This is a genomic window from Arthrobacter sp. 05T423, assembly GCF_056396245.1.
The window spans coordinates 67,462-89,055 of record NZ_JBFTLC010000017.1 but is presented as its reverse complement, the minus strand read 5'-3'; the positions used below and the strand labels follow the sequence as shown (position 1 = coordinate 89,055).

Annotated in this window: 23 protein-coding genes and 1 pseudogene; 6 read left to right on the top strand and 18 right to left on the bottom strand. The window is 64.2% G+C overall.

The features are described from left to right. Positions 1 to 179: 179 nt before the first annotated feature. The 14 genes from AC1DFE_RS13960 to AC1DFE_RS13895 form a co-directional block, all read right to left on the bottom strand. Positions 180 to 368, bottom strand: coding sequence for a hypothetical protein (locus AC1DFE_RS13960; RefSeq protein ID WP_476906469.1), 189 nt, complete (start codon positions 366 to 368; stop codon positions 180 to 182). A gap of 309 nt (positions 369 to 677) precedes the next feature. After that, positions 678 to 2,162 (bottom strand): aldehyde dehydrogenase (NADP(+)), encoded by a 1,485-nt coding sequence (locus AC1DFE_RS13955; protein WP_476906468.1) that lies wholly within the window; start codon positions 2,160 to 2,162, stop codon positions 678 to 680. 40 nt (positions 2,163 to 2,202) lie between these two features. Further along, positions 2,203 to 3,666, bottom strand: coding sequence for an FAD-dependent oxidoreductase (locus AC1DFE_RS13950; protein ID WP_476906467.1), 1,464 nt, complete (start codon positions 3,664 to 3,666; stop codon positions 2,203 to 2,205). Next, positions 3,663 to 3,995 (bottom strand): (2Fe-2S)-binding protein, encoded by a 333-nt coding sequence (locus AC1DFE_RS13945; RefSeq protein WP_476906466.1) that lies wholly within the window; start codon positions 3,993 to 3,995, stop codon positions 3,663 to 3,665. The genes AC1DFE_RS13950 and AC1DFE_RS13945 overlap by 4 nt, the downstream gene beginning before the upstream one ends. Beyond that, positions 3,992 to 5,176 carry an NAD(P)/FAD-dependent oxidoreductase gene (locus AC1DFE_RS13940; RefSeq protein WP_476906465.1) on the bottom strand — a complete coding sequence of 395 codons (1,185 nt, stop codon included), beginning with the start codon at positions 5,174 to 5,176 and terminating at the stop codon, positions 3,992 to 3,994. The genes AC1DFE_RS13945 and AC1DFE_RS13940 overlap by 4 nt, the downstream gene beginning before the upstream one ends. After that, complete coding sequence (locus tag AC1DFE_RS13935) at positions 5,173 to 5,898, bottom strand: GntR family transcriptional regulator (RefSeq protein WP_476906464.1); 726 nt, start codon at positions 5,896 to 5,898, stop codon at positions 5,173 to 5,175. Before AC1DFE_RS13935 ends, AC1DFE_RS13940 begins: the two co-directional genes overlap by 4 nt. Beyond that, on the bottom strand, positions 5,895 to 6,851 hold the full coding sequence (locus AC1DFE_RS13930; protein ID WP_476906463.1) for an ornithine cyclodeaminase family protein: 957 nt from the start codon (positions 6,849 to 6,851) through the stop codon (positions 5,895 to 5,897). The genes AC1DFE_RS13935 and AC1DFE_RS13930 overlap by 4 nt, the downstream gene beginning before the upstream one ends. Further along, complete coding sequence (locus AC1DFE_RS13925) at positions 6,848 to 7,849, bottom strand: proline racemase family protein (RefSeq protein WP_476906462.1); 1,002 nt, start codon at positions 7,847 to 7,849, stop codon at positions 6,848 to 6,850. The genes AC1DFE_RS13930 and AC1DFE_RS13925 overlap by 4 nt, the downstream gene beginning before the upstream one ends. Positions 7,850 to 7,940: 91 nt before the next feature. Then, the gene (locus AC1DFE_RS13920) at positions 7,941 to 8,846 is read right to left on the bottom strand and encodes a dihydrodipicolinate synthase family protein (protein ID WP_476906461.1); all 906 of its coding nucleotides are present in this window, start codon (positions 8,844 to 8,846) and stop codon (positions 7,941 to 7,943) included. Between the two features lie 151 nt (positions 8,847 to 8,997). Beyond that, entirely contained in the window at positions 8,998 to 9,870 is an 873-nt protein-coding gene (locus AC1DFE_RS13915) for a substrate-binding periplasmic protein (RefSeq protein WP_476906460.1), read from the bottom strand. A gap of 49 nt (positions 9,871 to 9,919) precedes the next feature. Further along, on the bottom strand, positions 9,920 to 10,573 hold the full coding sequence (locus AC1DFE_RS13910) for an amino acid ABC transporter permease (RefSeq protein WP_476906459.1): 654 nt from the start codon (positions 10,571 to 10,573) through the stop codon (positions 9,920 to 9,922). Next, positions 10,570 to 11,214, bottom strand: coding sequence for an amino acid ABC transporter permease (locus AC1DFE_RS13905; RefSeq protein WP_476906458.1), 645 nt, complete (start codon positions 11,212 to 11,214; stop codon positions 10,570 to 10,572). The genes AC1DFE_RS13910 and AC1DFE_RS13905 overlap by 4 nt, the downstream gene beginning before the upstream one ends. A gap of 1 nt (position 11,215) precedes the next feature. Continuing rightward, positions 11,216 to 12,001 (bottom strand): amino acid ABC transporter ATP-binding protein, encoded by a 786-nt coding sequence (locus AC1DFE_RS13900; protein ID WP_476906457.1) that lies wholly within the window; start codon positions 11,999 to 12,001, stop codon positions 11,216 to 11,218. Between the two features lie 517 nt (positions 12,002 to 12,518). Continuing rightward, the gene (locus tag AC1DFE_RS13895) at positions 12,519 to 12,803 is read right to left on the bottom strand and encodes a Rieske (2Fe-2S) protein (RefSeq protein WP_476906480.1); all 285 of its coding nucleotides are present in this window, start codon (positions 12,801 to 12,803) and stop codon (positions 12,519 to 12,521) included. A gap of 729 nt (positions 12,804 to 13,532) precedes the next feature. On the opposite strand from AC1DFE_RS13895, the gene AC1DFE_RS13890 reads away from it, so the two are divergent. Genes AC1DFE_RS13890 through AC1DFE_RS13875 form a run of 4 tightly spaced genes read left to right on the top strand, consistent with a single transcriptional unit; the run spans position 13,533 to position 16,062 of the window. Beyond that, positions 13,533 to 14,123 carry a molybdopterin-dependent oxidoreductase gene (locus tag AC1DFE_RS13890; protein WP_476906456.1) on the top strand — a complete coding sequence of 197 codons (591 nt, stop codon included), beginning with the start codon at positions 13,533 to 13,535 and terminating at the stop codon, positions 14,121 to 14,123. Between the two features lie 10 nt (positions 14,124 to 14,133). Beyond that, positions 14,134 to 14,871 (top strand): ferredoxin reductase, encoded by a 738-nt coding sequence (locus tag AC1DFE_RS13885; RefSeq protein WP_476906455.1) that lies wholly within the window; start codon positions 14,134 to 14,136, stop codon positions 14,869 to 14,871. Beyond that, positions 14,868 to 15,200, top strand: coding sequence for a DUF6510 family protein (locus AC1DFE_RS13880; RefSeq protein WP_476906454.1), 333 nt, complete (start codon positions 14,868 to 14,870; stop codon positions 15,198 to 15,200). Before AC1DFE_RS13885 ends, AC1DFE_RS13880 begins: the two co-directional genes overlap by 4 nt. Positions 15,201 to 15,216: 16 nt before the next feature. Continuing rightward, positions 15,217 to 16,062, top strand: a complete 846-nt coding sequence (locus AC1DFE_RS13875; RefSeq protein ID WP_476906479.1) for a LysR substrate-binding domain-containing protein — start codon at positions 15,217 to 15,219, stop codon at positions 16,060 to 16,062. Here AC1DFE_RS13875 and AC1DFE_RS13870 read toward each other — a convergent pair. Further along, positions 16,059 to 17,309, bottom strand: a complete 1,251-nt coding sequence (locus tag AC1DFE_RS13870; protein WP_476906453.1) for a type II toxin-antitoxin system HipA family toxin — start codon at positions 17,307 to 17,309, stop codon at positions 16,059 to 16,061. The genes AC1DFE_RS13875 and AC1DFE_RS13870 overlap by 4 nt on opposite strands. After that, positions 17,306 to 17,563, bottom strand: coding sequence for a helix-turn-helix transcriptional regulator (locus AC1DFE_RS13865; RefSeq protein ID WP_476906452.1), 258 nt, complete (start codon positions 17,561 to 17,563; stop codon positions 17,306 to 17,308). Before AC1DFE_RS13865 ends, AC1DFE_RS13870 begins: the two co-directional genes overlap by 4 nt. Positions 17,564 to 18,219: 656 nt before the next feature. Between AC1DFE_RS13865 and AC1DFE_RS13860 the strand changes: the two are divergent. Together AC1DFE_RS13860 and AC1DFE_RS13855 are read left to right on the top strand one after the other, a co-directional pair. Continuing rightward, a pseudogene (locus tag AC1DFE_RS13860) lies at positions 18,220 to 19,692 on the top strand (amylo-alpha-1,6-glucosidase); the annotation flags it as partial. 343 nt (positions 19,693 to 20,035) lie between these two features. Further along, positions 20,036 to 20,305, top strand: coding sequence for a hypothetical protein (locus AC1DFE_RS13855; protein ID WP_476906451.1), 270 nt, complete (start codon positions 20,036 to 20,038; stop codon positions 20,303 to 20,305). A gap of 59 nt (positions 20,306 to 20,364) precedes the next feature. On the opposite strand, the gene AC1DFE_RS13850 is transcribed toward AC1DFE_RS13855, so the two are convergent. Both AC1DFE_RS13850 and AC1DFE_RS13845 read right to left on the bottom strand, forming a co-directional pair. Further along, complete coding sequence (locus AC1DFE_RS13850; protein ID WP_476906450.1) at positions 20,365 to 21,264, bottom strand: diacylglycerol/lipid kinase family protein; 900 nt, start codon at positions 21,262 to 21,264, stop codon at positions 20,365 to 20,367. 76 nt (positions 21,265 to 21,340) lie between these two features. Next, entirely contained in the window at positions 21,341 to 21,499 is a 159-nt protein-coding gene (locus AC1DFE_RS13845; RefSeq protein WP_476906449.1) for a hypothetical protein, read from the bottom strand. Positions 21,500 to 21,594 lie beyond the last annotated feature (95 nt).

Here is a 21,594-nt window from a genome sequence, read left to right as displayed (position 1 = left end):
GTCGGTATTCGTTGTACAGACCAGCACGGCGCGGAAAAGTCATCGGTCAGGCCACACCGAGGGCCAGTTGACCACCACGCCAAGCAGATGCTCCGTACGGAAAGGATCCTCCACCGGGCGCCCCAGGATCTATCTAGATGTTGCCTCGCCCGTCTCGAAGCGGGTGGTTCCGAGCTCCGTCAGTCGCCCAAAAGTTTGCGCTCGTGAGCGAACGCGATCAATTGCAGTCTGGTGGATTCCTTCTCCGGGTCAGCGGACGCGCAAGCCGACAGCCTCTTCTCGAAGCGCCCGGCCAGTAGTGCGGCAACGGCAACGAGTGCCAGGAGGGCTGCGGCGAAGATCCAGCCGTCGTGGCGCAGGTTTCGCACTTACTCGGTTCTGTCTGGTACCGCCGCGACCGGCCGGCAGCCCAGAGCACTTGGGACTACCGGCCGGAGGTGGCGACAGCTAGACGATGCCGCCCCGAACTTAGGAATCTTCCGTCGCTCCAGCGTAGGCGCCGAATCCGGGAACGTGTACTCCGCCGGCGAGGATCCACCAGTAGGAATCGTCTGAGTCCAAACGTTCGCTGATGATCCGCCTCCCGGGATCGCCCTGCGCAACGTGCCAGTCCGTCTGGTCTGTTGGCTGGCGCCCAGGCCGAGCGAGAGCCTGGAGCCACTGAGCTACAACCACGCCTAATCCTCCCGCCGGCCGTCTAGCAGCCGCGGCACTCCGAGGGGATTATCTTCGCGGAGTGCGTCCGGCAGGAGGTGCTGAGGGAATCCCTGATACGCGACAGGTCGCAGGAAGCGCTCGATCGCCGCGGTGCCCACGGAGGTGCTTCCAGCTGCGGTTGTCGCCGGGTACGGTCCGCCGTGCTGTTGCGCGTGAGTTACTGAGACACCGGTTGGCCACTGGTTCCAGACCACCCGTCCCGCTTTGCGGGCCAGGACCTCGACCAGTGCGGCCACTTGGCAACTATCAGTTCCGTGGACAGTGGCGGTGAGTTGGCCCTCGAAGGTCTCGGCGAGCTGGGGGAGCTGGGATTCGTCGTCGTAGGTGACCACTACGGCGGTAGGTCCGAAGCATTCTCTTTGGAGGGCGTGCGGCCCCGAGAGCATGTCCGCTGCCGTTGTGAGGAGGAGTGTTGGTCCCGGGGGATTGGCCAGCGGGCCGGCTCCCTGTGCCAGTACCGTGAGGCGGGGGTTTGACTGGAGGCTTTGCAGGACGTCCGTGTAGCCGGATTGGATGCGCTCGTTGAGCAGGGGAGCGGCCGGCGGCAGGGCGGCGCCGCACAGGGCCTCGACCATCCCGGATCCGGCGGGGACGAAGAGCGTCCCGGGTTTGGTGCAGAATTGCCCCGCTCCCATCGTGAAGGAGTCCACGAACCCCTGGGCGATCTCCGCACCGCGCTTGCCGGCTGCAGCGGCGGTGACGAAGGCAGGGTTGTTGCTGCCCAGTTCCCCGAAGAAGGGGATGGGTTCCGGCCGGGAATTCGCGATGTCGAAGAGTGCACGGCCGCCAGGGATGGATCCGGTGAAGGCGCCGGCTTTGACGCGCGGGTCGCGCAGGGCTGCGGCTCCCGCTGCAGTCCCGGCGATGAGCGCGAATGTGCCGTCCGGAGCACCGGCCTCGCGAAGCGCGGCGGTCACCACCTCTGCGGTGAGCCGGGACAGCGCGGGGTGGCCGGAGTGGGCTTTGAGCAGTACGGGGCTTCCTGCGGCAAGTGCTGAGGCTGTGTCGCCGCCGGCAACGGAGAAGGCGAAGGGAAAGTTGCTGGCGGCGAAGACCACCACGGGTCCTATAGGCACCCGCAGACGCCGCAGGTCCGGCCTGGGCGCGCCCATTGGCCACTCGGGGTCGGCGTGGTCGATGCGGGCGTCAAGGTAGCCGCCGTCGCGCAGTTCTTCCCCGAAGAGGCGAAGTTGGAAGGTGGTGCGCTTGAGCTCCCCGCGCAGGCGCGTCCCCGGCAGGTGGGTCTCCCGTTGGGCCTCGGGAATGAGTTGGTCGGCTGCAGCATCCAAGGCGTCGGCGACGGCGTCGAGCAGCCTGGCGCGCTCGGCGGGACGGAGTGCGGCGAGCGGTGCCGCTGCCGTTTGGGCGGCTGCGAGCAGGTTTTCCAGCTCGGCGTCGTTGGTGGGCTGGAGTCCGACGGCGGAGGCCGGGGCGGTCGTGGTCATGCGCAGTCTCCTTTCGGGAGGCAGGGTTAGGTGGGGAGTGTCAGTCGTCCGCAGTTTGGAGCGCGGCGAGTTCGCCGATGCCCACGGGTGCGGCCAGTGGTCTTTTTGCGGCGGCGGACAGGCTCTCGATGGTGGGAGCAGCACCCGGGCCGGAGCCCAGGCAGGCGGCGGCGAAACCGCAGACGCGGCCCTGGCACCAGCCCATTCCGGCGCGGGTGAAGGATTTGAGTGTGCGGGCGTCGCGGGCTCCCAAATTCTCCCGTGCCTCGGTGATTTCGCCGGCCGTGACCTCTTCGCAACGGCACACGGTGGTCTGGGGAGCGAGCCAGTCCTGCCAGGCTGCGGGTACGGGGTGGGCGCGGTGCATGGCCTCGGCGAAGCGCCGATGCCGGGCCATGGCGCGCGAGCCCGGCAGTGCACTGGCGGGAGCCGGTTCGGCTGCAGCGGAAGCGCCGGCAGCGAGGCCCTCAAGCACCGCCAGGGTCGCGCCTCCGACGCCGGTCACCTCACCTGCCAGGAAGAGGCCGGGGACGCTGGATTCCTGGCGCTCGGTGACGACGCCGACAAGGGAGCCATCCGCATCCAGGCGGGTTTCAACCCCGAGGGACAGGGGCAACTCCATCTGGGGTGTGAAGCCCCAGCCGAAGCCGATCATGTCCACGTCCTGGTAAACGCGCTCTGTACCGGGCCGGGCCCGGCCGTCGGCGTCCACCTTGGCCGTGCGCACGCCGGAGGCGCCGTCAGTTCCCAGCACCTCCGTGACTATGGTCCGGATGCAGTATGGAATCCGGTGCCGGGCGAAGACGGCCGCGTACCCCACACCCTCGACAGCCTTCTCCGGCACACCCGCGGCTGCCTTAAGGTGGGGCAGCCAAGCCGTGGGTGAGGACGATTCCAGCACAGCGAGGACCTGGCCGCCGGCTTTGGCAATGCCCGCCGCGACCGGCAAAAGGAAAGGACCGGTGCCGGCGATGACGAAACGCTTCCCCGGAAGGGCTCCGCGGCCCTTGACGAACGCCTGAATCCCGCCTGCGGCCATCACGCCGGGCAGGTCCCAGCCGGGAACCGGCAGTTGGCGGTCGTAGCCTCCGGGGCACAAAACCAGGCGACGGGCGACGACGGTGCTGCCGCCTTCGGCTTTCCCGGACGTCGGGCCCGCCGTCATGGTGGGCGTCGTGCGGACCACGAATCCGGCGTCGGCCTTTTCCGCCATCCAGACCTGTTGGCCGGGTAAGTATGTGATCCGGCCCGTGTGGCGGGCGGCGTCGAAGCGGGCACGGAGGTCACGGTAGGTCCGCCAGCCATGGTGGCCTTTACCATCGGGGTCGGGCTCAACGGTTTCGGGGCGGTGCCGCCAGAACTGGCCGCCCGGTTGGGGGCCGGCATCCACAACAACGACGGCGACTCTGGCTTCCGCTGCCGCGACGGCGGCTGCCAGTCCCGCCGGTCCCGCCCCCACGACGGCAACGTCCGCTTCAACAATGCCCGGAGCCGCGGCACTCATTCCCGTCCTCCTTCGGATCCGGACAGTGGATGCACAGCAGGCTTGCAGGAACCCGTGATTTCCATGCCGTCTCGCACTTCCACCAGGCAGGCGCGCTGGTTCGGTACGCCGTCGACCGCGACAAGGCAATCGAAGCAAACGCCGATGCCGCAGAACAGCCCGCGGGGACGAGCGTGCTTGCGCGTATCGCGCCAGGCGGTGATGCCGTTGGTGACCAGCGCCGAGCCAACGCTTTGGCCCGCAGATGTCCTGATCGGACGGCCGTCAAAGCTGACGGCCACCTCGCCCGGCGTGCCAAGCAGGTTGTCTTCTGATTTGTAGGCACTCATGCTGTGGCCTCCTCTCGGTATGTTGTGCTGTTGGGGGCTTGTTCGCCGAACCGGGCCGGGGCAAAGGGGGCCAGGTCAAGATCGGGCGACTGGCCGGCCAGGGCCTGTGCCAGGAGCTTGCCCGTTCCTGCGGAAAGGCCAATGCCGGCACCCTCGTGGCCGGCCGCATGCCACAGGCCGGGGGCGCGGTCGTCATGGCCCATCACCGGAAGGTGATCCGGGCAGTAGGGCCGGAAGCCGTGGTAGTGGCGGATGGCCTTACCGTGCTTGAGGAAGGGAAAAAGCGCCACGGCGTTGCCCGCCAGGAGCCGGAGTGCGTCGGCGCTTACGGTGCGGTCGAAGCCGACGCGTTCGCGGGTGGAGCCGATGAGGATGGTGCCGCTGGGGGTTCCTTCGACCACCGGGGAGGCTTGGAGTCCGGCGCCGGAACTGCCCACGTTGTCGATGTATTCGGCCGCATAGACCTTGTGGTGGACCATGGGCGGCAACGGCTCGGTCACCACGACGAAGCCGCGGCGGGGGAGGACCGGCACGCTGACCCCGGCCAGGGCGGCGAGTTCGCCGGCCCACGTCCCGGTGCAGTTGACCACGGCCCCGGCGGAGAAGTCGCCGCGCGGTGTCCGGACGCCTGTGACGAGGTCTCCGCTCCTGAGGAAGCCGCTAACGGGCGTTTCCGCAAGGAAACGCGCTCCGGCTTGTGTCGCCAGCCGGACCAGGTGGGCGGCAACCAGCATGGGCTGGACTTGGCAGTCCTCCGGGTAGAACGCTCCGCCCAGGGCGTCCGGCGTGATGTGCGGTTCGGCTTTCCGCAGATTATCCGCGTCCAGCCTGTCCACAAGAACGCCGAAGCCGGCCTGGGAGGCCATCACCCGGTTGAGCGAGGCCAGGCTGCTTTCGCGGGAGGCCACGATGATGCCGCCCTTGGACTCGAATTCCCAGAGCCGCTTGTGCTCAGCGAGGTCGCCATGCCACACGTCCAGGGAGTAGCGGGTCAGTTCAAGTTCGGGACCGAGTTCCTTATCCGAGACGAGGATGTTTCCTTCGCAGGCGGACGACGTGCCGTTGGCGGGAAGCCCCTTGTCCAGGACAGTCACGGTAAGGCCCTGTTGCGTTGCAAAGTAGGCGGTGGCCGCCCCGATTACCCCTGCGCCGATGACGAGCACATCGCTCGCTGCGTTCATGTCTGCTGCTCCTGTGGTGTCTCGGTCTCGCCCGTTGCCCAAAGGCCACGGGCGTGGCTGATGTGTTGGCGCATCAATTGGGTCGCGGCGGCTCCGTCTCCGGCCTCGATGAGGTCCAGCAGGACGTGGTGTTCCTGGGCGGAATCGGCCAGGCGGTTGCTGTCGCTCAGGATCTTGAGGCCGTACAAGCGGGTTCGGGACCGCAGGCTGGTGGCCAATTCGACGAGCTGGCCGTTGCCGGTATACCGCAGAAGCTCCGCGTGGAAGATGCGGTCCGCGGCAAGATAGGCGGTGAGGTCGCCCTTCCGCGCCGCGTCAACGATGTCGTCGGCCATGGACCGCAGGACTTTGACGCCGGATGGGGGAACGGTGCCGGCTACGTCGCCAACAACTGGCGGCTCAAGGAGCAGGCGGATCTCCGTCAGCTCGTCCAGCTCCCGGTCGCTCATGGTGGTGATGCGGAAGCCTTTGTTTTTGACGGTTTCCACCAGGCCTTCGCGTGTCAGGTCCATCATTGCCTCGCGCACCGGCGTGGCTGAGACGCCAAAAGCGGCGGCAAGTGCCGGCGCGGAATAGAGGGTGCCTTCCTCCAACGTGCCGGCGATGATCGCTGTGCGCAGTGACTCCGTCACGGACTCGCGCAGGCTGTGCTGGCGGCCGAGTGGGGCGATCGGGAGCTGGTTGTTGGTTGGCACGGTGAGCACTCCTTGTACGGAATTCATGGTCGAGTGCCTCCTTCATACACCAGGCTGGCGATCACAAGGTCTTCCCATGCCATCCCCACCCCTGCGTACAGGCAGGGCTTTCCTGCGGCGCGCCCGAATTCGCCTTTCACGAGATCGCGGAGGTTGGCAGGCCGGATCGCTTCCCATTCCTCTGCAGGCCGTGCGGGTATCAGGTCCCCGGCTTCGCGGAGCGCCGAGGCCCGTCCTTCGACCACTACGTCGCTGCGCCGCACGAGTTCGGCGTCGACTTCGCGGGCGTCCAAGCCGTGCTGGCCCACCGCTGCAACTACGGCACCGGGGGCAACCAGGCCGCCGTCGAACAGCGGCGTACGGGAGGAGGTTGCGCAAATCACCACGTCAGCGTCAGCCACCTCGGCAGGGGTGGCGGGGAAGACGTCCACGCCTTCGGCAGCCAGCTGCCCGATCAGCGCCTTTACCCGGTCCGGGCGCCGGCCGACGACGGCGAGGCTCGCTTCGGGGAGCACGGCGTGCGCGGCGCGAAGGTGGTTGAGCGACTGCACACCGGTGCCGAACACGAGCACCCGCGTCGTGCCGGGGTGAGGGGGAGCCGCGCCGCGGGGCGCCGAGGCAAGGATGTGCTTGACGGCCAGCAGTGTGGTGGCCGGGGTGCGGATGGCTGTGAGTTCGTTGCCGTCCATCGTGGCCAGGGGGGTCGAAGTGTCCGAATCGAAGAGAACATAGACGCCCTGGATCTTTTCCAGCCCCCGTGCCGGGTTGCCGGGGGCCACGGTGAGCGCCTTGATGCCGCTGTACTGCCGGTTTGTTGCAGCCATGAGCAGGAATTCCCCGTTTGGTGCGGGGCTGAATAGCCTGGGGCTGTCGTCCTCGGGGTCGACCATGTTCAGGAGCGCCTGCTCCAGGGCCTCGATCGCCGTTGTCCAGGGAACAGCGGCCCGCACCGCCGTCGAATCAAAATAGGGAATGTTCACAGCAGGAACCCCGCAGGAAAGGGATCGGTGGGATCGAGGAAATACTGGGCGGTACCGGTCAGCCAGGCCCGTCCTGTGACTGTGGGGATCACGGCTGGACGGCCGGCGACTTCCGTCTCCTCGACGAGGCGGCCGATGAAACGCGAGCCGATGTAGGACTCGTTGACGAAGTCCTTGCCCAGTTCCAGCTCGCCGCGGCCGTGCAACTGGGCCATCCGGGCGCTCGTGCCCGTGCCGCAGGGGGAGCGGTCGAACCAGCCCGGGTGGATGGCCATCGCATGGCGGGAATGCTCCGCTGTGGAACCCGGGGCCTTGAGGTACACGTGGTGGCAGCCGCGGATGTCGTCGCGCTCCGGGTGGACCGGTGCATCCGAGGCATTGATCGCGTCCATGATGGCCAAGCCAGCCTTAAGCAGGTCATCCTTGCGCCCGCGGTCGAACGGCAGGTCCAGGCGGTCCAGGTCCACGATGGCGTAGAAGTTTCCGCCGAACGCCAGGTCGTAGGACACGGGGCCGAACCCTGGCACTTCGACCTTGGCGTCAAGCCGATCCACGAACGACGGAACGTTGCGGATGGTCACGGACTCGGCGTGCCCGTCCTGGACTGCCACCTCGGCGATCACCAGGCCGGCAGGCGTATCGAGCCGCACAGTGGTGACCGGTTCAACGACCTCCACCATGCCGGTCTCCACCAGGACCGTAGCGACTCCGATGGTGCCGTGGCCGCACATCGGCAGCAGACCTGAAACCTCGATGAACAGCACGCCGAAGTCCGCGTCCGGCCGGGTGGGTGGCTGGAGGATGGCCCCGCTCATCGAGGCGTGGCCGCGCGGTTCGGTCATCAGGAGGGTCCGGATCCAGTCGCTGTTCTCCATGAACCACAGGCGGCGCTCAGCCATCGTGGCACCGGGGATCGTGCCGATTCCACCTGTGATGACGCGCGTGGGCATGCCTTCGGTGTGCGAGTCCACGGCGTGGAAAATGCGGCTGGTTCTCATTTGTATACTCCCTCTTTGTTCCATCTGTTGTTCCGTGACTGCCCCGTTGAAGCCACAAGGGGCAGTCACGGGACTGCCGTGACCTGGTTGGTTATTTGTAGCCCTTGGCGAGGGCTACTTCGGTGTCGCGGATGACGGCGTCGCGCACCGCCGGGGTGAGCGGACTGCGCGGCGGCCGGCAGGCGCCGCCGCGGAGGCCGATCACGTCCATGGACAGCTTGATGGACTGGACGAACTCCGTCTTGCTGTCCCAGCGGAGCAGCGAGTGCAGGTCGCGGTAGATTTTGCGGGCCCGCTCGAGGTCTGCGACGTCGCCGGATGTGGAGAGCCGGTAGAGCTCGAGGGTGGATTCCGGGATAGCGTTCGGGTAGCCCGCCACCCAACCCACGGCACCTGCCAGGCCCATTTCGACGACGGTGTCGTCTGTACCGATCAGGAGGTCCACTTCGGGAGCGAGTTCCTTGATCTCGTAGGCCCGGCGGACATCGCCGGTGAATTCCTTGACGCCGACGATCAGACCTTCGCCGTGCAGCCGGGCGATCAGTTGCGGGGTCAGGTCCACCTTGGTGTCGATCGGGTTGTTGTACGCCACGATGGGCAGGCCCACTGAGGCTGCGAGGCGATAGTGCTCCACGACCTCGTCGTCGGTGGCCCGGTAGGAGTTCGGGGGGAGCAGCATCAGGGCGCCGGCGCCGGCTTCGGCGGCCTGTTCCGCCCACTTACGGGTTTGCAGGCCGCCATAGGCGCCCACACCCGCCATGACGGTGAAGCCTTCGGGGGCAGCTTCGACGGCGGTGGTGATGACCCGGGCGCGCTCCTCTTCGCTCAGGGTCTGGTATTCACCCAGGGAACCGTTAGGTGCTACACCGTCGCAGCCTGCGTTCGCCAGGAAGCGGACGTGCTCCGCGTAAGCGTCGTAGTCCACGCTTAGGCCGTCATTGAACGGCAGCGCGGTTGCGACGAGCACTCCGTGCCAGGGTTTGCGGCTCTCGGTCATGATGGATGATCCTTTCGGTTGGCACGCTGGGCGCGTGTGTTGCGGCCGTGACGTACCTCACGGCCAAGCTTAACATGTGACATTGCACAGATAGGTGGAAGTCGGTGACGGTTTGTCGGAGATGAGGTTCCGCGGGGGAGCGGAACCGGGGCTAGCTGGCTGGAACTACGTATTGCTGGGCTGCGACCTTGCCAAGGCCCTCGGACAGGCCGGCGTCCGTCAGGAGCTTCGCGATTGTTCCGTCGTCGCGCTGGGCGATAATTCCGGCGTCGAGCGCTTCCTTGAGGCTGGTGTTGCCTTTGGTCATCGGGAAGGCAGCCTCGGGGGCATTCTTGATGGCACCGACGCGCGGGTCCGGCTTTTCGTTGGATAGAGCCACGGTCACACCCTGGGCATGCTTGAACTGGAGCACCTGCACGCCGTAGGCGTCGACGTCCGCGTCGAGGCGCCCGGCGTCGAAGTCGGCCTTCAGCTCAACGCTGCTCGGGTACGTCACCAGGCGGTCGCCCAGGATCTTCTTGAGGTCCTCGACCCAGAGGTAGCCATCGATGGTGCCCACCTTGTTCATCTTCTCCAGGTCGGCCACCGTCGTGGCGCCGGACTTGGAGACGATGCCCATACCGTCAAGGTACGTGGAAGCGGAGAAATCGACGGCCTTGAGCCGCTTCTCGGTGGCGTCGATTGTCCCTAGGGCGAGGTCGATGTTTCCGCCGGAGATGGACTGCACGGCATCGGCGTAGGTGGCCTGCTGGTATGCGGGTTCGAGGCATTCGTCCTTGGCGATCTTGTTGACGATCTGGATGTCGATGCCTGTTGGCTTGCCGGAACCGTAGCTGCTGAACGGGGGGATGTCGATGACCCCGATGGTGAGCTTGCCGGGGGCGACGGTCTGGATGTTGGCGTGCTTGGGGGTGCACCCTGAAGTGCCTGCCTCCGTGGCCCCTCCGCAGGCAGAGAGAGTGAGGCCGAGCGCGAGTGCGCTCACCGTCAGAAGTCCTGGGGTCTTGATGCGATTGTTGATCATGATGGCTCCTGTGTGATCGGTTGGGGGAGTGATGGAACGTTGGGTCGGGTTAGGCGTGGCGGGCCAGGCGTTTTTCGAAGAAGACGGTGATCCACGTTGCCGGCATCGAAATGACTGCGTAGCAGAGGCCGGCGAGGGCGAAGATCTGCAGATAATTGAAGTCCTGGCTGCCGATGTTGTACGCGGATTTCATCAGCTCGGGGACTGCGATGGCGTAGGCCAGGGAGGTGCCTTGGAACATCTGGATGGCCACGCCCATCAGCCCCGGGATTGCCGAGCGCATGCCCTGCGGAAGGATCACCCTGAAAAACGTGTGCCGCTGGGCGAGCCCGAGGGCGTTGGATGCTTCGAGCTGTCCGCGGCCTACGGACTGGATGCCGGCCCGCATGATCTCGGACGAGTAAGCGGCCGAGTTCCAGACCAGGGCCAGGCACGCCGCAGTGATGCTTTCGAAGGCGATGCCGAACTTCGGCAGGCCGTAGTAGAAGAGGTACAGGATCACCAGGGCTGGTGCCCCGCGGCCGATTTCGACGACGGCAAGCGCCAGAGTGCGGACGGCCAGGTTTTTCGCGCTCACCATGAGGCTGAGGATCAGCCCCAGCGGGTAGCCGACGACGATTGACACCCCTGCGATCAGGAGACTGACGCTGAGGCCGGACATCATCTGCGGCAGATATGCCGCCCATTCGGTAAGCCAGGTCATGCGTAAACAGCCTTCCTCATGCGGAAATCGAGTCTGCGGGACAGGTACGCTACCGGCAGGCTAAGCACGATATAAAGGATGCCCACCAGGATGTAGGGCAGGATCCCCTCGACTGTCGGGTGCTGCCGGGCGAAGGACTGGGACTGGAAGACCATCTCGGCAACGATGATGGTGGAGGCGATCGAGGAGTCCTTGAGCAGGCCCGTCAGGTAGGTCGCGATGGACGGCGACACGATCCGGAAGGCCTGGGGGGCCATCACGCCGTAGAACGTGGTTCCCCCGGTCAGGCCCAGTGCGTGGGCAGCTTCGCCCTGTCCCCGCGGAACGGCCTGGAGTCCTCCGCGATAGATCTCGGCCAGGTAGGCCGTGGAGACGACACCCAGGCCGACGATCGCCGCGCCAACGGGGTTGAATTTGAACGTGCCGATTTGGATGCCGAACTTGAGCAGGAACAGCCAAACGATGATCGGCACACCCCGGACGAGGTCCACGAAGAGCCGCGACGCCAACCGGACAAGAATGTTCGACGACGACAGGCCTACAGCGAGTGGAACGGCGCCTAGAATGCCGATGGTGAACGCCGAGAGCGTCAGCACGATAGTCATGGGCAAGCCTTGGAGTACTGCTGAAAAGGCGTCCACGTTAGCGCTCCAGCACAGCACGAAGGAAGCGGCGGGTCCGGTCCTCCTGCGGGTCGCTCATGATGGCGCGCGGATCGCCCTGTTCGATGATCTTGCAATCCGCCATCACCACGAGTGTGTCGGAAACATCGCGGGCGAACTGCATCTCATGGGTAACGACAATCATCGTCATGCCATCGGCCGCCAGTTCGCGCATGACGGCCAGGACCTCCAGCCCCACCTCGGGGTCTAGGGCCGACGTCGGCTCATCGAACAGCATGATGCTCGGATCAAGCGCCAGCGCCCGCGCGATGGCGATGCGTTGTTGCTGGCCGCCCGAGCACCTCCCCGGGTGCTGGTCAGCCTTCTCCTTGAGGCCAACGCGCTCCAGCAATTCCATCGAGCGTGCGTCAGCTTCTTCCTTGGTGCGCCCCAGTACTTTCTGCTGCGGGAAGCTGATGTTCTGCATCGCAGACATGTGGGGGAAAAGATTGAAGGACTGGAACACCATGCCCACCGTGCGCCGGAGTGCGGCAAGGTCGCGGCCGTTGACGTCCCTGCCGGGTTCGATCGTGTGCCCGGCTACCTGGATGGTGCCGGAATCGGGCCGCTCAAGCAGGTTGATGCACCGCAGGAACGTGCTCTTTCCGGCGCCGGAGGGGCCAATCAGGGCGGTGACCGTCCCCGGCTCGACGTGCAAGGACACGTCTTCGAGGACGGTGTGGTCGCCGTAGCGCTTCGAAATGTTATCTAGCTTGATGCCCAGACGTGGTGCAAGTTTGCCGTCTGCGATGTCTGAAAGGGTCATAGCGATCTTCCATGTGGGGACCAAATGGCCATCGGTATGTGGGCTATGTCACGTGATATGTGCAATGGTACATGTTACATCGCGATAAGAAAAGCCTCGGGACGCATATGTTTCTCGCCGTCGTGACGTTGGGTTACTAACATGACGGAATGGTGAGACGCCGAGGTACCGGTCGGCCGATAAGAACCCATTTGTGGCCTGTGGCGGCGGGGAGCAGCACCAATAAGTCGGATACACCTGCCAAGGAGTACAGGTTCCTCTTATGCCCTATACGAGCTCTCTCCAGATCTCATTTAAGGCCCGTCCTCAGCCGGTCGGCGTGAGTAACTGGCGCGTTCCGGCCAAGTTGCAGGGTGGCCGAGGTTTCACCGCCATGGCCGCATAGCCGTAGTCCTGATCAAGATTTGGGGAGAGGCATTCGGGAGCTGTCGGCCTATGCCATCCAGGACGAATTGAGGCATCCGATCAGCCCGTATTAGTACGTCGTAAGGTACTGCTACGTACTGCGGGATGCCCGTTAGGCGATGACCGTGATCCAATCCCCGTCGATCGCGGCGGTCAGGGGCATGAGAGGACGGCGCGCCGGCCCGGTGATGACGCTGCCGTCCGTGCCGTTGAAAGTGGAGCCGTGACAGGGGCATTCGAAGTTCGTGCCGGCCGGGGCCACGGGGCAACCGGCGTGCGTGCAGGTTGCGTCATAGGCCAGGACCTTGCGGTCTTCGGGTCTGAAAATAACGACGGTCCTTCCATTTGCTTTCCCGGTGGCGGTCTCGCCTACGTTAACCTCGCTGAGCTTGCCGATCCGGAAGGGACGGCCAGGTGGCGCTGAAGCGCCGGGAGCCGCCGGGACGGTGGTGCTGCCCGAGGGTGAAACGGAGCCGCCGGGACGGTGGTGCTGCCCGAGGGTGAAACGGAGCAGGCGGACAGGGCCAGCGCGCCGCCCGCCGTGGCAGCGGTACCTAGCAGCAGGGAGCGTCTGGGCAGGGGTTTTTCGGAATTCATGGAGCTATCGTGTCAACTCCGCCTGAACGTATGCTGCGCTTCCTGAAAACACCGCACACACCCGATGTGCGCCGGAACGCTGGCGGAGGGGGGCGAAACTTCACCCCCGCCAGTGGTTGTTGGTGACCCGCGGGTCGGCCGCGCGGTCGTCGATCGGGCGTACTGGTTTGCCGCCTTCTGGGCCAGGTCGGCGCGGCTGGGCCACGACATGGGTTGCAACGACGTGTTGTCGTTAATCGGAGAACAGCCAGCGGGCAGGAAATGCGCTGGGGAGCGGAGGGATGAGTTCTGTGTCGTGTTCGAGCGGCTCAATGGCGCCACATCTGACGCCCGGAAAAGCTCGACGGCGGTTTCGTCGGTGACGCCGAGTGCCAAGTGGACAAGCTGCGCCTGCCCTTTACGCCATTCGATAACCGCGGCAGCGGTTCTCTTCGGATCCGTTGATGCCTAGACCACGCCCAGACGTTGCCCTATGGTTGGGGCATCAACGGCCGTTGGGCCGGGTGGGGGTCCACTGCGGAGGTGCATCATGGGTATCATTTCTTCCGGTTTCCGTGGACGGCGGTCCGAGAATCCTGCACTGCCTCCTGGGCAGCATGAAACGCAGGACTTTCCCGTCCTGACGGCGGGGCCTGCTCCGCTTATACCCGTCGACGAGTGGGAGTTTTTCATCACCACTGAGAATGGCCTGCGGCTCTCCTGGTCTTGGAATGAATTCTTGGCCTTGCCGCAGGAGGAAATCACTATGGACATTCACTGTGTGACCAGCTGGTCAAAACTGGGAACAGTGTGGCGTGGAGTTTCCTTGGACACGCTCTTTGAAAACGTGAAAACCACCAGCAACTTCGTCACGGCGCATTCCTTCGGCGGCTACACAACCAATGTTCCGCTTTGGGACCTCCTCGGCGGCAAGGCGTGGGTGGCCTGGGAATTCGATGGCGAACCTCTTGAACGGGCCCACGGCGGTCCGGCTCGGCTTTTGGTGCCGCATTTGTATCTCTGGAAAAGCGCCAAGTGGATTCATGGTTTGCAACTGACAGGGGAAGACGTTCCCGGTTTCTGGGAATCGAATGGCTATCATCTTCACGGCAATCCGTGGCGCGAGGAGCGGTACTCGTGAGGCGCTTGCCGTGAGCTCCGTATGGCATGTCGCTGAAGTGGTGGGCGGGGTCCCGGAACACGCCACAGCCAGGACCATTCGGCTGCGCGTGGATGGCTTAATGGGACATCTGGCGGGCCAGCACATTGACGTCCGCCTCACCGCTGACGACGGGTACACGGCCATCCGCTCTTACTCGGTGGCATCCGCAAGTGCGGATGAGCATCTGGAAATCACCGTCGACGAGCTGCCCGACGGCGAAGTGTCGCCTTACCTTGTCCGGGACCTGTCCGTCGGGGACAGGTTGGAAATCCGGGGGCCGGTGGGCGGGTGGTTTGTCTGGCGGCCGAGTAATGTGAATCGGATACAGCTGATCGGGGGAGGATCCGGTGTGGTGCCGCTGATGTCGATGATCCGCGCGCATCAGGCTTCGAACAACGCGTCCCCTTTCAGGTTGCTCTATTCCCTCAAGTCCCCCGAGACTTTGCTTTACCGCGGCGAGCTGCGTCGATTGGACCAGGAATCAGCCAAGCTGATGGTCGACTACGTCTACACGCGGTCGACGCCGGAGGGCTGGCCGGTCACGCCGGCGCGCCTGACGTCGGACACGCTTTTGGGCAAGATCTTCCCAGCTGAGGAGAATCCGGATGTGTTTGTTTGCGGCCAAACAGTATTCGTGGAGACCGTTGCGGACTGGCTCGTGATGGCCGGCTATTCGCCGGAGTCGATAAAGACCGAACGGTTTGGCGGGACGGGAGGTATCCGGTGAACGACGCCGACGGCAACGCTGTCCCGGACTCGGAAGACCAGGACATTGCAGCATCACCCCATGACCCGATTCCGTATGTGGACGGGAACGCCACAGCCGGCGCCCTGTCCGAAGTGTTCCGCATCGACATCATCGCGGCGCTCGGACGCTGTAGGCATTGCGGCTCAGTTAGAGCTTTTGGCGAGGCCATGGTCTTCCCCGACGCACCCGGCATTGTGGTCCGCTGCCGCGACTGCCAAGGAGTGCTGCTGCGGTTGGTGGAAACACCAACTCAATATTGGTTAGATCTGAGCGGCCTCAGCTACCTGGTGATCGACCGCGAGGAGTAGGCCCAGGGGCGCCGGCATCGATCCGCCCCAGGCGGACTTCTCATCCGCAGCTTCGGAAGCCGATTGCCCAGACGTTGACGTTGACTTCGTCGAAGGGGGCCAGACGGAACTCCAACAAGCCCTGCTCGACGGGCGGATAGAGCTTTCCATCATGTATGACCACGACCTGACGCCCGGGCTGGAGCGAACCGTGATTAACGAGCCAAAGCCCCACGCCCTCGTGCATCAAGCACACCCGATAGCTGGCAGGACGGAAGTATCGCTCAGGGAAATCGCCGAGGAGCCATTCATCATGATCACGACCGCTCCCGCCCGACCGCTCATAATGCAAACTTTCGCGGCTGCCGGCGTCAGTCCCCGAGTACGGTTCTGCTCGAGCAACTTCGACCACATCCGGGCACTGGTTCATCAGGGTATGGGATACCCCATGGTCTCTCAAAGCGTCGGCGCTACTCCGGTGCATTGGAACAAACGGCGTGGTTGCGGTTCCGCTCAGCGACAACGTACCCCCGCACTACGTCGTCATCGCGAGCATAGGCCAGGCACGCCTCACCCACCGGGCCCGCGCCTCCCGGGACTTTCGCCTTCAGCGCCCGGATGTCACGGACGCCTCCGGAAATCAAAAAAGCTAGGGGAGAGCCTTCTCGGCGCCCGCAGTTCACTACGCCTCGACGTTCAGAGGTCCCCGGACTTTCCCGGGGGATCAGGTGAACGTCTGTGGGCCGTCGTGGCCGTTCTGCTCCCGAACGGCCTCCCCATCATCGGCGTGCCGTCGGGCAGGCATTTGGAAACTGCGACCCTTCAGACGCCACACTTGCTCCGCCGAGGGCAAGGCCTTCGGCCGCTGGTCCCTGGGGTTTAGTGCAGCGACCGGCGTGCGGTACCGCCGTTGAGCAGATCCTTGACGCGCGCAGGCACGAGGTCGCGGAGGAAGCCCAGTTGTTCCGGAGGGCAGGATCCGGCGGCGGCGGCCGCAACGGCCTCCAGGGCTGACACTGCGGTTTGCCGGGCGTCGTCCTCGTCCATGCCCCAGGCTGCGCCTTCCCGTACGAGATGTTCAAGGGTGATGTAGCCGAGCCGGACCTGCCCGGAGATGGTATGGCCGGCGTTGTTACTGGGTGCATAAAGCAGCAGGGTGGGCGCCAGGTCATAGAGCGGAGCAAGGAGCACCTCGCCGCCGTCGCGCAGGATGAGGGAGTAGTTTTTGGAGTGGGCGTCTCCATTGCCGATGACCAGGTTGAAGGTAGCCGCCCGGAGCAGGTCCCTGCGGAACGCGGCGTCGTCGCGCGTGTGTGGGGCGGCTGCGGTGACGAGCCGGGTCAGCCGGGACGGGCGGGCCGAGGTGCCTTCGTACTTCGCTTCGCTTGCCAGTGCGAGTGCCTGGGTGAAGTCTTCCTGGTGGAGCCGGCTGCCGTCCGGGCCCCTGTCGAAGCGGTCCACGACGATCGCCTGGCGGGTGCCGAACATCTGCAGGTGTGCCTTTGCTGCGGGTATGCCGGCGGCTGCTGCCGTCCGCAGCGCCCAGTCCTCGGAGGCGAGGAGGTCCGGGATCGTTGATTCCAGGGGTTCCGGTTTGATGATGTGGGTGGATACGGCTCCGCGGCCGGGCCATGCCCAGCCGTTGCCGTGGCGGGTCAGCAGCACCTTGGACTGGACTCCGCCCAGGGACGCGGTGATGAGGAAGTCATCGGGGAGGTCCCAGGTTGGCAGCGACTCCACGGCGGTCGTGACCTGATCCTCGGTCATGGGTGTCGCGGCGCCTGGCACGTCCGGGGATTCGCCGGGCGGAAGGATTTGAACCGCACCGGCGCAGTCAGCGCCGAGAACCCGCAACAGGCCGAATGCGTCCGGGGTGGACAGGCCGTTTTCCTTGGCGATGTGGGACCGCACCTGGCCTTCGGGCAGGAGTCCGTCGAAGAAGTCGTACACTTCCGGACCGTCAATCCGGTTCCTGGTCACCGGCAAGGAGAGGGAAAGCAGGATGGAGCCGGCGCCGTACTCCGCCAGGACTGAGCGGTCGTACTGAAAGGACAGGCGAAGTCCGCTGCCTTTCAGCTCACCGATCCGCTGCCCGTGGAGGAAGACGTCGAGGCTTTTCCGGGCACTCACGGGCGGACCTGCAGTTTCGAGAACCGCGGCACGAGGGCGACGTCACGGCCCAGGATCCTGATGGCCTGCATGGCAACGACCAGGGACACCGCTTCTCCCTGCTCCAGTCTGACAATGGTTCCGCGGGTCACCTTGAGCCGGGCAGCCAGGTCCTTCTGGGTCAGGCCGGCTTCTTTGCGCGCGTCGCTGATGGCCCGCCCTAGAGAGGGTGCGTCTACGGCCCTGTAGAACGGGATCAGCTCGTCATGTTGCATATATCAATCATACGGTCAAGAAATGGAAATGATTGATATATCGTACTTTCGAGTTCGGAGTCGGAATGTACGATATTCCCGACATTTGTTTTCCTGGATCCCGGCGTGAGGCATTACCGGGCGCGACCGGCTTCAGCCTCTGGCTGCCATGAGCTTGCGTCGCTCGTAATGGGTTCTGAGCGCCGGCGCGGCGGTTGGTGGCTGTAGTTGTGGCGTACCCTTCCGCGGATCCCCGCCGCGGATGGCCGCCTTAGCCGGTCTGACAGTACAGCTTGGCTTTACAGACGGTGTGCAGCGGTCAGCCTTCATCCGGACGGCCTGCAAGACGTCGTCGCCACGCAGTTCCCGTGCATCCATCTGCCGGAACATACAGTCGTAGCCGTCCGCGTGCAACGGCGGCTCCGCCAGGGCCGGGGCGGACCGGAGAGCTCCATTGGAAAGGAGCGCACCGAACGCGTCCGCCGTCTGGATCGTGTGCAGGAGGATCCGGTCCTCCGAGATGTCATGTCGCATGCGCCCCGGCGGGACGGCCTCGGCGGGGCGGGCGCTTCGAATCGGAATGGGCAGGCACCGGACAATCATCGCCGAGAGCACCGACATAGGAGCGCCAGGGGAGCTCGCTGGAAGTGAAAGCGGCAACAGCGGAGTCAGTTCGTCGGCCCCGGCAGGAGTGGGTGGGCAAGATACCAGTGCTGCAAATGGGCAATCGCTCGATCGAGCGGAATCTTCGGCGAAGCTACGATGACCTTGGCGCTTTGCGGATTGAGGATCCGCAACATCCCGAGCGGGTCGTGGTGGCTGCCGGGGCGCCTTGGTTTATGACCCTGTTCGGACGAGACTCGCTGTGGGCATCGACAAATGGCACTCCCGGTCGATCCATCATTGGCCCTTGGTACATTGCAGACCTTGGCAGAGCGTCAGGGCACGGTGGTAGACCAGATGACCGAGGAGGAACCCGGCAAGATCCTGCATTAGGTAAGGCTGGACGTCTCCAGCGGATTGGCCTTGGGCGGTAAATCGGTTCACTACGGCAGCCTGGATGCCGCACCGTTGTTCCTCATTGTGCTGGGTGAAGTGAGCCGCTGGGGGATTGCCAAGGAGACCATCGCCGCGCTCCAGCCTCATGCGGACCGTGCGAGGGACTGGATCCAGGACTATGGGGATAAGGACGGAGACGGCTTTGTCGAGTATAAACGTCTCAACGGTCGAGGCTTGATCAATCAGGGCTGGAAGGACTCCTGGGACGGGATCAACTTCGCCGATGGAACCCTTGCGGAGCCCCCCCATTGCACTTTGCGAAGTACAAGTTACGTCTATGGTGCCCTCCTGGCCTCAGCATGGATGGCCCATGATGCTGGTGATCAAGCTAAGGGGCGAGTTGCGGGAGCGCGCCGCGCGTCTGAAGCGGCAGTTCAACGAAACAGTTCTGGCTGCCGGACAAGGGCTATTTTGCTGTAGCACTGGACAAAGACAAACGGCCCGTCGATGCGTGCGCGTCCAACATGGGCCACTGCCTGACGACCGGAATTGTTGATGGTGACAAGGCGCTGGTGGTGGAGCGGTTGACGTCCCCGGAGATGTTCAGCGATTGGGGCATCCGCACACTGGCTTCCGATATGGACGCCTACAATCCTGCCAGCAATCACAACGGTTCTGTCTGGCCCCACGATAACGCCATCATCCAAGTTGGTCTCATGCGCTATGGCTTTGTCGCGGAAGCGCAGCGAGTCTCTACCGCCCTATTGGAGGCCGCAGAGTTTTCGGCGGGACGGTTGCCCGAACTATTCTGCGGGTTCAGCCGAGAGCAGTTCGCCACGCCCGTGCCCTACCCGACGGCGTGCTCACCGCAGGCCTGGGCAGCAACAACACCCATCATGCTGGTGACAACTCTGATGCGCTACGACCCGGACGTTTCCCAAGGGGGAGTATGGATGGATCCCGTGCTCCCTGAGTCCTATGGCTACTTGCACATCACCAACGCGCCGATGGGCGCCGGTCCGATCACCGTCGACATTTCCGGGTCCAACGTATCGATCCAGGGATTACCCGAAGGGATGGCTTTCCACCGGGGCTACCTGCCATGGGTAGGCGACCTAATGAAACAGGACAGGCCTCGAACTGAGAAGTAGTGCCAGCGGACGCTGCGCTGCTAGCTGCTGGCATGGAAGCTGATCTGAGCTACTTGTCCCGCCGGGCTTTTTTCGGCTGTGCTCCGCATGGGAAGGTTCTAGTCATGCCTTCTTCCATTGTGTCGCCCAGGAGATGTTCAAAGGAGGTGTAACACCACGACGATCGTAAATTCCCCGCCTGCCACTTGGCGCGAACGCCGGTGCTCGGACGACGCCGTATACATAGCATCGGCTTACGCACCGGAGTGTGATTACAGTGGGCGGCATGAAGGCGTAGCCCACAGGGTTGGCCAAGACTGTGGCAGATCTCGTGGTGCTGGATCAAAAGCGGCCAGAAGGAGGAGTGTGGACAGTCTCCACACCCTGGGCTTCGGATTCGGTTGTACCGGCGCCGGACCGGACCGGACTGTGGATGTTTTCGGGGAAGCGGCGGATGCAGCAGGGCAGCAACAATGATGTCGCCCGCATCGTTGCCACCATCATCGGTGGGTTCCTGCTGGCAGGGCTTCAACTCTTCCACTCGATTCTTGACTCGCTGCTGATCTTTGCGGCAATTTACTCCGGCGTGGACATCACCTACGGTATCCGAGACGGTACATTGCCCGGGGATTGATCGTTGTTGGCTTGCACCGGATGTCCTTTCACGGTCTGCCAGGTGGAGGCGGTGTGTGGTTACCCTAGCGTCGCTAGGGCGGCCGGTGCACATTCAATTGTGACCGCGGTATTTGCTTCGACGGATTGCACTTCTCCGTCGATTTGGTACGGGATGGGTTTGAGGGTTGTGAATCGGTAGCTATTCACGCTGGGCTGGTCCCCCAGGCCCTGAGTGGTGGCCCGCAGCGCGGTCAGCAGCACGCGGAGCTTTGACCTGTGGGGAAAGATCACCACTTCGAATTTCCCGTCGGATGCTGCGTCGTCGGCTTCGCTGAGGGTGGCGTACTTTGCCATTTCGGCGATGTTGGCCAGGACGAGACTGTCGAACTTGCGTCGCTTGCCGTCTGCTTGCCGGATCTCGAATGGTTTGAATTTCGAGAAGGTGCGCATCACGGAGAACATCTCCTTCAGGGCGCCTTTGCTGCCTTTTTCCAGGTCGATGGCCATGACCGGCGTCAGGCCGAACCCGATGTAGGAGTGGGCGTATTCCATGGGGGCGCCGGTGTTCGCGCCTGTTGTCATCTTCAGGAGGTCGATGTGCCGCACCTTGCCGCCGGCGATGGCTGCCTCGAGCGGCTGGGTGCGCGTGGTGCGGCGGTGGTCGTTGGCGTTACCTGCTGCCTTCACGGCACACACCGCGTTCGGGTTGCCAGCCTGCATCACGCCGTTCACAACCTCGTTGTAGCCGCCGTCCCCGCTGACAGAAACAACGAGCACGTTTCGGCCGCCGCCGGCGGCTTCACGGGCAAGTTCGACGGCATGGCCGGCGCGGGCAGTGGGTTGGAGTGTGATGTCGGCAGCGTACGGAAGAAGGCCCGCAAGGCTGGCTTTGAGCTCCTCAGCGAGTTTGGGCGCATCACCGGTGCTGTTGGGGTTGAAGATTACGACGATTGATTCGAAGGTCCGGGCAGTGCTCATTACGCGCTCCGTGGGTTTCTGTGATTTTTGCTAATTTGATCCGTGTATCGTTCCGGGGCCGAGGGGGCATCGGTGGTTAGCTGTTTCCGGTATGGACGATGCTTCCGTGGTCCTCTTGGTGGGCCGGGGCGTCGGCGAGGCCTTCCGGTGTGAGGTCAAAAGCATCGATGCAGATAGGAGTCATTTTCCTCAAGACGGCGGTGTTTAGTGGTTCGGTGTGAAGGGTGTTCGTCATGTTTGATCCTTTGTTGATCCCGTCGCAAGGGCGCCGGGGCCGGCTTTTGATGCCGAACAGGCAGGAAGGGTGGCGATGTATTCTGCGGTGGTGTC